Source organism: Methylobacterium sp. CM6246 (assembly GCF_054818005.1).
Map to the genome: position 1 here is coordinate 3,121,044 of NZ_JBTXKY010000001.1, position 11,754 is coordinate 3,132,797.

At 69.9% G+C, this 11,754-nt stretch carries 8 protein-coding genes; 5 read left to right on the forward strand and 3 right to left on the reverse strand.

Going from position 1 to position 11,754, the window contains the following annotated elements; all coding sequences use genetic code 11:
- Positions 1 to 106: 106 nt before the first annotated feature.
- The 5 genes from ACYQPG_RS15320 (at position 107) to ACYQPG_RS15340 (ending at position 7,878) form a co-directional block, all read left to right on the forward strand.
- The gene (locus ACYQPG_RS15320) at positions 107 to 1,876 is read left to right on the forward strand and encodes a diflavin oxidoreductase (protein WP_147908409.1); all 1,770 of its coding nucleotides are present in this window, start codon (positions 107 to 109) and stop codon (positions 1,874 to 1,876) included.
- A 221-nt stretch (positions 1,877 to 2,097) separates the two neighbouring features.
- Positions 2,098 to 3,939, forward strand: a complete 1,842-nt coding sequence (locus ACYQPG_RS15325; RefSeq protein ID WP_419829740.1) for an NADPH-dependent assimilatory sulfite reductase hemoprotein subunit — start codon at positions 2,098 to 2,100, stop codon at positions 3,937 to 3,939.
- Between the two features lie 260 nt (positions 3,940 to 4,199).
- Complete coding sequence (locus ACYQPG_RS15330) at positions 4,200 to 4,499, forward strand: hypothetical protein (protein ID WP_147908411.1); 300 nt, start codon at positions 4,200 to 4,202, stop codon at positions 4,497 to 4,499.
- Entirely contained in the window at positions 4,496 to 5,128 is a 633-nt protein-coding gene (locus ACYQPG_RS15335; RefSeq protein WP_147908412.1) for a TetR/AcrR family transcriptional regulator, read from the forward strand. Before ACYQPG_RS15330 ends, ACYQPG_RS15335 begins: the two co-directional genes overlap by 4 nt.
- A gap of 569 nt (positions 5,129 to 5,697) precedes the next feature.
- Positions 5,698 to 7,878, forward strand: a complete 2,181-nt coding sequence (locus ACYQPG_RS15340; RefSeq protein WP_419829741.1) for a TonB-dependent siderophore receptor — start codon at positions 5,698 to 5,700, stop codon at positions 7,876 to 7,878.
- Positions 7,879 to 8,033: 155 nt separating this feature from the next.
- Here the strand turns inward: ACYQPG_RS15340 and ACYQPG_RS15345 are convergent, their stop codons facing one another.
- The 3 genes from ACYQPG_RS15345 to ACYQPG_RS15355 all read right to left on the reverse strand — a co-directional run bounded on the left by ACYQPG_RS15345 (position 8,034) and on the right by ACYQPG_RS15355 (position 11,705).
- Positions 8,034 to 9,260: a PepSY-associated TM helix domain-containing protein gene (locus ACYQPG_RS15345; protein ID WP_246692280.1), complete on the reverse strand. Its 1,227-nt coding sequence runs from the start codon at positions 9,258 to 9,260 to the stop codon at positions 8,034 to 8,036.
- Positions 9,261 to 9,321: 61 nt separating this feature from the next.
- Positions 9,322 to 10,920: a galactarate dehydratase gene (gene garD, locus ACYQPG_RS15350; protein ID WP_246692281.1), complete on the reverse strand. Its 1,599-nt coding sequence runs from the start codon at positions 10,918 to 10,920 to the stop codon at positions 9,322 to 9,324.
- 14 nt (positions 10,921 to 10,934) lie between these two features.
- On the reverse strand, positions 10,935 to 11,705 hold the full coding sequence (locus ACYQPG_RS15355; protein WP_147908413.1) for an HpcH/HpaI aldolase family protein: 771 nt from the start codon (positions 11,703 to 11,705) through the stop codon (positions 10,935 to 10,937).
- Between the last annotated feature and the right edge of the window lie 49 nt (positions 11,706 to 11,754).

Consider the following 11,754-nt stretch of genomic DNA (forward strand, 5'->3'; position numbering starts at 1 on the left):
CTCTTTTATTGCGGCGCAACGAATGCAATATCCTAGTTCAGGCGCGTTCTGCAAAAAGAACGTTTTCGATTGACACCGGCCTCGTAGGCCACGACATGGTCCCCTGATGGCACGCCAGAATCTCCTTCCGCGCACCGCCCCGTTCGGCGACGGCGAGCGCGCCAGCCTCGATGCCGTGCTCGGCAGCGCGACGCCCGTGCAGCGCGCGTGGCTCGCGGGCTTCCTGGCGGGCCTCGACGCCGCCGGAGGGCAGCCGGCCGCCATCCCGGCCGCCCCGCCCAAGGCCGCCGAGCCGCTGACGATCCTCTACGCCAGCGAATCGGGGAACTCCGAGGCGCTGGCCGGCAACGTCGCCAAGCTGGCGCGCAAGCAGGGGTTCAAGCCGAAGGTCGTGGATTTCTCCGACCTCGACCTGGCGAGCCTGCCCAAGGCCGGCAAGCTGATCGCCATCGCGGCGACCTGGGGCGAAGGCGAGCCGCCGGCGCGGGCCGTGCGGGCCTACGGCGAACTGATGGGGGAGGGCGCCCCGCGCATCGACGGCGTCCCCTTCGCCGTCCTGGCGCTGGGCGACACCTCGTATGTCGAGTTCTGTGCCATCGGGAAGGCGCTCGACGCGCGCTTCGAGGCGCTGGGCGGCCAGCGCGCCGCCGAGCGCGCCGACCTCGACCTCGACTTCGAGAAGCCGGCCGCCGACTGGATCAAGAACACCCTCAAGGCCCTCGCCCCGGCGGAGACACCCGACAACGTCGTGGCGGTGGATTTCGCCCGCACCGCCGCCGGCGAGGACGACGAGGCCGAGCCGAGCCGCGAGCCGCTGGTGGTCGAGGTCGTCGAGCACGTGAACCTCAACTCGTCGCGCTCCGACAAGGAGACGATCCACCTGGCGCTGGCCTTCGAGGACGGCGCGCCCGCCTACGAGCCCGGCGATTCGCTCGAGGTCTTCCCCGAGAACGATCCGCAGCTCGTGGACGAGATCCTGAATGCCGCGGGGCTTTCGGAAGACGACGCGCTACGCGGGGCGCTGCTCGCCGAGCGGGACATCACCACGCTGTCGGCCGCCACGATCGAGCGCTTCGCCAAGGCGACCGGCCACGCGGACGCGCAGAAACTGATCGACAGCGGCGAGGCCCGGGCCTGGATCGAGGGGCGGCACCTGATCGACCTGCTCGCGACCTTCCCGGCCACGCTGACGGCCGAGCACCTCAACACCATCACCCGGCCGCTGCCGCCCCGGGCCTACTCGATCGCGTCCTCGCGCAAGGAAGTGGGCGACGAGGTCCACCTCGCCATCGTGGCGGTCCGCTACGAGACCCACGGGCGGACCCGCTCGGGCGTGGCCTCCGTGCATGTGGCCGACCGGATCCGGGACGGCGCCAAGCTGCGGGTGCGGCTGAAGCCGAACCGGCACTTCCGCCTGCCGCAGGATCCGGCCACCGACATCATCATGGTCGGCCCCGGCACCGGCGTCGCCCCGTTCCGCGCCTTCGTGCAGGAGCGCCGCGCCATCGAGGCCCCCGGCCGCGCGTGGCTGTTCTTCGGCGACCGGCACTTCCTGCACGACTTCCTGTACCAGCTGGAATGGCAGGAGGCCCTGGAGGACGGTTCGCTGACGAAGATCGACGTCGCCTTCTCCCGCGACCAGCCGGAGAAGATCTACGTGCAGAACCGCATCACCCACCACGCGCAGGAGCTGGTCTCCTGGCTGGAGGGCGGCGCCCATTTCTACGTCTGCGGCGATGCCAAGAATATGGCCAAGGACGTCCGCGCCGCGGTTGTACGGGCCTACGAAATCGCCAAATCCCTGAGCCCGGCCGACGCCGAGGCGCAGGTTGCGGCCCTGGAGCGCAGCCACCGCTACCAGCAGGACGTCTACTAGAGCGTATGCCGACGGAGCACGGGTAGATCTGGGTTTCCAAAGGGCATGTCGCGCTTTGGTGGGTTGTCAGGGCGGAGCCCTGATGGATCGGGGCCTAGCCCCACACCGCAGGGCTCCGCCCTGCACCCGCAAAAGGTCTCGGACCTTTTGAAGCCGGACTTTGGGACTATCCCGCCCGCATCGGGGGGCGGAGACGTAGTCGAGACTTTGGAAGTGATCTCATGGACGACCACAGCCCCCGCGACGACGCCGACACCCGGGCCCTGGCGCAGACCCCGGCCGCCCGCGTCTACGAGACTCCGCCCAAGAACCGGCCGATCACCGATGCCGAGGCGGCCCGCGCGGCCCAGCTCGCCGCCAACGAGCACATCAAGATCGCCAGCGGCTACCTCCGCGGCGGCCTCGCCGACGGCCTGCTGAAGCACGCCACCGGGGCGATCTCCGAGGATGACGGGCAGCTCGTGAAGTTCCACGGGATGTACATGCAGGACGACCGCGACCTGCGCCCGGAGCGGACCAAGAAGAAGCTCGACAAGGCCTACAGCTTCATGATCCGCCTGCGCATCGCCGGCGGCGTGATCAGCCCGAAGCAGTGGCTGGTCCTCGACGACATCGCGGTGACGTATGCGGGCAGCGCCCTGCGGGCGACCACGCGCCAGACCTTCCAGTATCACGGCGTGATCAAGTCGAACCTCAAGCGCACGATGGCGGCCATCGACGCGGCCCTGCTCGACACCATCGCGGCCTGCGGCGACGTGAACCGCAACGTCATGGCGGCGACCAACCCGGCTCAGGCGGGCGCCCACAAGGCCGCCCACACCCTCGCCAAGGACATCTCGGACAGCCTGCTGCCGAAGACCAGCGCCTGGCGGGAGATCTGGCTCGACGGCGAGCGCGTGGTCGGCGGCGAGGAGGAGGAGGTCGAGCCGGTCTACGGCCGCACCTACCTGCCGCGGAAGTTCAAGATCGTCGTGGCGGTGCCGCCCTCCAACGAGGTCGACATCTTCGCCCACGATCTCGGCTTCATCGCCATCCTGGACAAGAAGAACCAGGTCACCGGCTGGAACGTCACCGTGGGCGGCGGCATGGGCATGACCCATGGCGAGCCCGAGACCTTCCCGCGCACCGCCGACGTGATGGGCTTCGTGCAGTCCGAGGACGCCATCAAGGTCGCCGAGGCCGTGATGACGGTCCAGCGCGACTGGGGCAACCGCAAGAACCGCAAGAACGCCCGGCTCAAGTACACGATCGAGCGCTACGGCCTGGCGGCCTTCCGGGCCGAGGTGGAGACCCGGATCGGCAAGGCGCTCGGCGAGCCGAAGCCCTTCACCTTCACCAACAACGGCGACCGCTTCGGCTGGACCGAGGGCGATGACGGCCGTCATCACCTGACCCTCTACGTCCCCTCCGGCCGGATCAAGGATTACGAGGACGGCCCGCAATTCCTCACCGGCCTGCGCGCGATCGCCCAGGTGCACGCGGGCGATTTTCGCCTCACCGCCAACCAGAACGTGATCGTCGCCAACGTGCCGGCGGAGAAGCGCGCCGAGATCGAGGCGCTGGTCGATCAGTACGGCATCACCAAGGGCGCGGGCGCGCTCCGGCGCAACTCCATCGCCTGCGTGGCGCTGCCGACCTGCGGCCTCGCGCTGGCCGAGAGCGAGCGCTACCTGCCGGATCTGATGACCGAGCTGGAGCAGAGCCTGGCCACGCACGGGCTCGCCGAGGAGGAGATCACGATCCGCTCCACCGGCTGCCCGAACGGCTGCGCCCGCCCGTTCATCGCCGAGATCGGCCTCGTCGGCCGGGGACCCGAGCGCTACCACCTCTATCTCGGCGCCGCCTTCGACGGCTCGCGCCTGAGCAAGCTCTACAAGGAGGACGTGGCGGCCTCGGACATCCGCGACACCCTGGATCCGCTCTTCGCCGACTTCGCCAAGGGCCGGAACCCCGGCGAGCATTTCGGCGACTACCTGATCCGCGCCGGGCACGTCGCCCGGACGATCAACGGGCCGGATTTCCACGACCGGACCGGGGCCCTCAAGCCGGCCGGGCACGCCTGAACCCGGCGCGCCTCCCAGGGCCGGGGCAGCGCCCTTGGCCCCGGGAGGCGCGGCTCGCCTGAGACCGGCTGGCAGAGCCCCGGGCGCGGAGCCGAGTACCGAGTGTCGAGTGACGGGGCATCGCACCGGTCGGACGGCACGATACAACCATCCAGAAACCATACCGACCGACGGCCCGCCCATCCCAGCCTGCGAGAACGAACGTTCATTGACGCGAGAATGAACGTTCATTACGACGGTCAGGCACGCAGGAGTGAGCCATGGCTCTGTCGCTCGAAGGTCGCTGGTCGGATCTGGATGAGGACCGGTTCGACCCGTCCGGAACCGGCGCGGCGCGCCTCCTCGCGACGGTCCGGGCTTTCTGCACCCCGTCGAACCTCACCTTCGCCGCCGTTCTGGTTCTCGCCTGGATGGCGCTGATCAGCTGGACCGGCGCGGGTCCGAAGGGCTGGCAGGCGCGCCTGTGCGCCGACATGAGCCAGACCGCCCAGGCCTGTGCGGCCACCATCCCCGCGAAGGACCAGAGCCGCGTCGCCGCGGTCGCGCAGTTCGCCCCGTGAGCGTGCCGGCCGCCGCCGAGGCGCGCGGCGGCCAGGCCGCGCGGCGCGCGCACATCCTCGACGCCGCCGAAGCCTGCTTTGTGCGCAACGGCTTCCACCGCGCCACGATGCAGGACCTCGCCCGCGAGGCCGCGATGAGCCCGGGCAACTTCTACCGCTACTTCGAGTCCAAGGAGGCCCTGGTCGTCGGGCTGGTCGAGCGCGAGCGCGAGCGCGGCATCCAACTCGTCGAAGAGATGGGGCACAGCGGCGACCCGCGCGCAGCCTTACTCGACCTCATCGCGCGGTACTTCGTGTCGATCACCCGGGAAGCCGCGGTGCTGCGCATGGAGATCTGGTCGGAAGCCACTCGCAACCCGGCCATCTCCGACCTGACCGCCCGGACCGAGGCGGAGACCCGGGACTGGTTCACCGAAACCTTCTCGGCGCTGGCCACCAGCCCGGATTGCGACCCGGAACGGCTCTACGGGCTGGTCGCCCCGCTGATGAAGGGGATCATCGTCGGCCGCGCGATCCTGCCCGATTACGATCCGGCCCCCGCGGTCGCCCAGCTCCACGCCTTGCTGGCGACCGGGCTCGACGGCCGCCTGCCGCGGGCCGCCCCGGGCACGCCGCGACCGGACCGCTGACCCTCATCGGCGGACGAAACCGCAGGAACCGCCGGACAGGCCCACCCGGATCCGCGCCGGCAGGTTCGCCGACGGCGAAGACGGCACATCCGAGGACGTATCGATCCGGAACGGGCCACCGGGCGCGCTCACGCTGCGCGGCTGCCGGCTCGCGGTGCTGCGCAGCGCGCAGGCCCGGATATCGGTGAGGCGCGTCGCGCCGGGCCAGCCGCGACGGGCGCTCCGGGCGGCCCCCGATCCGAACGGATGGCGGCGCGCGCGAAGGACTCGGACGAAGTGAGCGCGCGCCTGATTCGAAGAGGCCGACAGGCGCGCATGTCGATCTCCGTCCCAGCATGATCCGCATCAACGCCTGGACGTGTATCTTGCCCATTTGCGCACGTTTAAGTCTGCATAATCCGCAAGTTTTAAAATCATTCCAAAGGGATGTGTGACGCACCGGACACGTTCGGTGAGTTCCTGCGGCTCCGAGGCATTCAATTTCAATCACGCATTGAATCAGTCTGGCAATCGTACGCACAGACCAGGGCGCCTCGACGCGACGATCTTCTTAAGAATGACTCGAAACTATGCCTCAAGGCCGATCAATCCGCGCCGTCGTCGCAAATTCGGACCGCAATTGCGCAACCAATAAGCGATACGGGCTGGTTTTTACTCTGCTCGCAGCATCGACGACTGTCGCCCACGCACAATCCAGCCCGGTCCAGGATGAGGTCGTCCTCTCGGAACTGAGCGTCACCGGCACGGGCCCCGCGGTCGAGCGGGCGGACGGGCCGGTCGTCGGCTATCGCGCCACGCGCTCGGCGACCGCGACCAAGACCGACACGCCCCTGCGGGACTCGCCGCAATCGATCACCGTCGTCCCGCGCCAGGTGATCACGGACCAGCAGGACCTGCGCCTGACCGATGCCGTCACCAATGTCAGCAACGTCACGCCCGGCAGCACCGTACAGGGCCGCTCGCAGAACTACGTCATCCGCGGTTTCGCCACGCAGCTCTTCGCCGTCGACGGCATCCTGACCAATCCGGCGATCAACTTCTATCCGGTGGAGCGCGACCTCGCGAATGCCGAACGGGTCGAGGTGATCAAGGGGCCGGCCTCGGTGCTGTTCGGTCGGGGCGACCCGGGCGGAGTCGTCAACATCGTCACCCGCAGGCCGACCCTGGAGCCGACCGCGGACGCGAGCGTCCAGGGCGGCAGCTTCGGCTTCCGGCGGTTCCAGGGCTCGGTTTCGAGCGCGATCCCGTCCATCGACGGGCTGGCCGCCCGCCTCACCTTCGCCGCGCAGGAGGACCCGACCTTCCGCAATATCGGGGACAACACCAACCGGCGCGTCTTCATCGCGCCGGCGCTGAGCTGGACGCCGAGCGCCGACACGAGGGTCTACATCAACGCGGAGGCCACCAGCCAGCGCACCCAGTACGACGAGGGGCTCATCGCTTTCCGCGGACGCGTGCCGCTGGACAACATCCGCCGCTACTACGGCGAGCCGTCCTCGCGCTATTACGGCGAGGTCAACGGGATCACGATGCGGGCCGAACACGACGTCAACGAGAACCTGACGCTGCGGCAAGTCATCAACGGGCAATGGGGGGCGTTCAACCTGTTCACGGCCCGTGCCACCGGGGTGAACAACGCCGGGACCCAGGTCACGCGGCGCGACGCCTCGGTCGATTCGCATTTCGCAGCCGTGGATACGCAGACCGAAGCGGTGATGAAGTTCGACACGCTCGGATTCTCCCACACCGCCCTCGTGGGGTTCGAGTACACCAACGGCTTCCGCCACCCCTATTCCCAGCAGGGCACCTACACCCCGGTCAGCTTCCTCAACCCGGTCTTCGGCGGCACGCCCGGAGCTCTCTCGCTCCAGCAAGACCTGAAGCAGAGGCTCGAACTGTTCGGGTTCTACCTGCAGGACCAGATCGTACTCACGCCCCAGTTGCAGCTCGTGCTCGGCGCCCGGTTCGATCTCGGCACCCAATATTATTTCGCCCGCGTACCGGGCTCGAAGACCCAGCCGCCGGAGCAGGAGTTGTTCGGCGCCTCGCCGCGCGTCGGCCTGATCTATCGGCCGTTCGAGCCGCTGACGGTCTATGCCAGCTACGCCACGTCCTTCGCGCCGCAGACCGCGAACGTCCTCAACGTCGTCAACCCGGCGCCCGAGACGGGCGAGCAGCTCGAGGTCGGAACCCGCATCGACATCAACCCCGACCTGACCCTGAGCGCGGCCGCCTTCCGGATCACCCGGGACAACGTCGCCGGCAACGATCCCGTCAACACCGGCTTCTCGGTGATCACCGGCCAGCAGCGTTCGGAGGGCGTCGAGGCGGACCTGGCCGGCGAGATCCTTCCGGGCTGGAAGGTCATCGGCGGCGTCGGCTATCTCGATGCGCGGATCACCAAGGACAGGGTCTTCGCGGTCGGCAACCGCCTCGTGGGCGCGCCGGCCTTCAGCGGCAGCGTGTGGACGACCTACGATGTCCAGGCCGGCTCCCTGCGCGGTCTCGGGCTCGGCATCGGCGTCACCCATGTCGGCCAGCGCTTCGGCGACCTCAACAACAGCTACAAGGTCGGGGCGTACAATCGGGTCGACGCAGCCGTGTACTACGACATCGACGCGCATTACCGGTTCGCGGTCAACATCCGGAACCTGACGAACGCACGCTACATCGAGCAGCCGTTCAATCAGTTCAACAATACCCCCGGCGCGCCCTTCACCGTACTGGCAACGATCACCGCGCGGATGTGAGGGAGACCGGCCGAAGTCAGGGCTCCAGAAGGTCCAAGACCTTGTGCGGGTCCAGGTCAGAGCCCTGAGGGCGGGCGAAGCCCGGCTGCCTCAGGGGGCCCGCCCCTGAACGCCGTCAAAGGGCTGAGCCCTTTGGGAATCCGGTCTTCTCGGGTCTACGATCGGCCGGTGCCGCCGACGGACTCGCGTCGGGGAGTCGCTTCGCGGATGGGCACCGTGGCGCGGACCGGCGCGCGCCGGCGGGCCGCCGCGCGCCGCAGGATGTAGAGGGTCAGGCCGGTGGCGGCGAAGCCCGGCATGGCCAGCGCGGCCACGCAGAACAGCAGGGCGAACAGGTCGCCGAAGAACCGGCCGCGATGCACCTCCAGGATGGACTGGAGGATCTGGCGGCCAAGCGGCGTGTCGGCGGCGTGCTCGGCCGACAGGAAGGCGCCCGTGGCGGCGTCGTAGCGCGCCTCGCTGCGGGCGCTGAGGGACACGACACCCCGGGGCAGCCAGCGGATGCGGATCGCCCCCGTGTCGGCCCCCGGCAGCGTCAGGGTCACGAGGCCGGCCTCGTGACCCTCTCCGGTCCGGAACGCCGTCCAGGCACGGTCGACGGCGTCGGGCCGGGAGTCCGGCACGGGAGAAGCCTCCCGGTGGCCGGCCATGCGGGCCGGCTTCGCCCGCTCCGGTGTCCCGGCGAGCAGCCAGGTGGCGCCGTCCTTGAACGCCGGGTAGGACCAGGTCAGGCCGCTGAGCGCGATGACCAGGTAGACCGGCGTCAGCCAGGTCCCGGCCACGGCGTGCAGGGACCACCAGCGCGGCCGGCCCGGCCGCGACAGGCTCGGCTTCAGCCAGATCCGCCAGCGATGGATCTTGGGCCAGCGCAGGTAGAGGCCTGTGGCCAGGAACACGATCAGCGCCAGGGTGCAGGCGCCCGTGATGGTCCGGCCCCAGCCCTTGGACCCGCCGGGGATCAGCAGCCAGCGGTGCAGGTCCCGCACCGTCGCGAAGGCCGCCTCCAGCCGGACGGGGCCCAGCACCGCACCGTCATAGGGATCGGCATAGGCCGAGGGCGGCCGCGCCCGGGTCTCCGGGTCGCGGGCGAAGCGCACGAACACGCTCGCGTTCGGGTCGTCCGACAGGGTGAGGACGTTCACGATTCGGCCGCCCGCCTGCGCGTCGATCCGGGCGGCGAGGGCGGTGGGGGCGAGCGGCACCCGATCCGCCGCCTCGACCCGCGTCCGGTCGTGGTTGGCGAAGGCTGTGATCGCCTCCTCGTAGCTCATCAGCGCGCCGGTCAGGCCCATCAGCGCGAGCACGAACCCCGCGGTGAGGCCGAGCGCCCAGTGCACGCGGAACAGGACGGCCCGGGGGGTGGGAATCGGCAGCGGCTTCACGATGCCGGCTGCCTAGCAGAGTCCGGCCGCGCTTGCGACGCCGCGCCGCGCATGCCTGGGCTCAGGTGATCGGCGCCGGGTTGAACAGGGTCAGATCGTTGAACAGGCCCCAATGGTCGGACCAGGGCCGCTTGCGCCCGCTCGCCACGTCCAGGATCAGGTGGAACAGCTCCCAGCCGACCTGCTCGATCGTGGCCTCGCCGGTGGCGATCCGGCCGGCATCGAGGTCGATCAGGTCGGACCAGCGCTCGGCCAGCTCCGTCCGGGTCGCGACCTTGATCACCGGGGCCTGAGCGAGACCGTAGGGCGTACCGCGGCCGGTGGAGAACACCTGCAGGGTGATCCCCGAGGCGAGCTGGAGCGTGCCGCAGACGAAGTCGCTGGCCGGGGTCGCGGCGAAGATCAGGCCCTTCTCGCGGACCCGCTCGCCCGGCGCCAGCACCCCGGCGATCGCACCGGTGCCGGACTTGGCGACCGAGCCCAGGGCCTTCTCGACGATGTTGTTGAGGCCGCCCTTCTTGTTGCCGGGCGACGGGTTGGCCCGGCGGTCGGCCTCGCCCTTGGCGAGATAGGCATCGTACCAGGCCATTTCGCGGATCAGGGCCTGGGCCACCTCCGGGTTCTTCGCCCGGGGGGTCAGGAGGTGGATCGCGTCCCGGACCTCCGTGACCTCGGAGAACAACACGGTGCCGCCGCAGGCCACGATCAGGTCGGCGCAGTAGCCGAGCGCCGGGTTGGCGGTGACGCCCGAGAAGGCGTCGCTGCCGCCGCATTGCAGGCCGACCACGAGTTCGGAGGCCGGGCAGGTCTCGCGGGTGCGCCGGTTCAGCACCTCCAGGCGGGTTTCCGCCATCGCCATAATGCTGTCGAGCATCGCGGAGAAACCCCGGTGGCGCTCGTCCTGGAGCCGGACCACCCCGTCCCCGGCGGCGCCGCCGTCGGGCAGCAGGCGCTCCGAGACGAGCTTCTCGCAGCCCAGCCCCACGACCATGACCGCACCGCCGAAATTCGGGTTCTGCGCGAGGCTCTGGAGGGTCCGGATCGGCACCACCGCCTCGGGGGCGTTGATGGCGACGCCGCAGCCATAGGCGTGGGTAAGGCCAACCACGTCGTCGACGTTGGGGAAGCGCGGCAGCAGCTCCTGCTTGATCCGCCGGATCGCCACGTCGAGGGTGCCGGCGACGCATTGCACGCTGATCGAGATCGCCAGGATGTTCTTGGTGCCCACCGACCCGTCCGGGTTGCGGTAGCCCTCGAAGGTGTAGCCCTCGAGCGGGGGCAGGGGCGCCGGCACCCGGGTCGCCAGCTCCAAGGCGTCGAGGGCGGGGGCGACCGGGGTCGCGACCCGAGATTCCTCCACCCAGGCGCCCCGCGGGATCGCTTGCGTGGCGATGCCGACCACCTCGCCGTAGCGGCGCACCGCGCCGCCCTCCGGGATGTCGGACAGCGCCACCTTGTGGCCCTGCGGGATGAACTCGACGAGCGCGAGCCCGTCCGGGAACACCGTGCCGGCCGGCAGCCCGAAGGCGTTGACCACGATCGCGACGTTGTCGTGCTCGCTCAGCCGGATCGTGCGCGGCGCGTCCCCGGCCGGGCGCTCGAGGTCCGGGCGATCCTGCGTCGGGCGATTCTGGGTCGCGCTGTCGATCTCGGCCTGCATCGGACGCTCCCCGCTCAGCCTTCGGTGCGGAAGCGCCCGGCCAGGGCCTCGGCGTTGCGGGCCAGCAGCCCCAGATCCGAGCCGACCGCGGTGAACCGGGTGCCGGCCGCGATGTAGCGCTTGGCCAGCTCCTCGCTCGGCGTGAGAATACCCGCATGTTTGCCGGCCTTCACGATCCGGCCGATGGCTGCCTCGATGGTCGCGACCACCTCCGGGTGACCCTGCTGGCCGAGATGGCCGAGGCTGGTGGAGAGGTCGCCGGGCCCGATGAACACGCCGTCCACGCCTTCGACGGCGGCGATCGCGTCCAGATTGTCCAGGGCGCGGCGGGACTCGACCTGCACGATCACGACGATCTCGGCCTCGCAGCGGGTGTGGTAGTCCGGGATGCGCCCGAACCGGGCGGCCCGGGGCGCCTGCGAGAAGCCGCGGATGCCGCGGGGCGCGTAGCGCGTCGCCGCCACGACCCGCTCGGCCTGCGCGGCATCGTCGATATTGGGAATCATCAGCGACTGGGCGCCGGCATCCAGGATGCGCTTGATGGTGATGGGGTCGTCGCTCGGCACCCGCACCACCGGGTTGGTGGCGTTCTCCATCATGGCCTGGAGCTGAACATAGATGTCCCGCAGGTCGTTGGCGGAGTGCTCCATGTCGAGGAGCAGCCAGTCGAACCCGGCGCCGGCGACGATCTCGGTGGAGATCGGGCTGGCGAGGCTGCACCACAGGCCGATCTGCTGGCGCCCCGCGCCGAGGGCGGCCTTGAAGCGGTTGGTGAGTCGGTCCACGGCGATCCCTCTCCTGGCGGCCCCGGCCTCTGCGGGCCGTCGGGCGCCC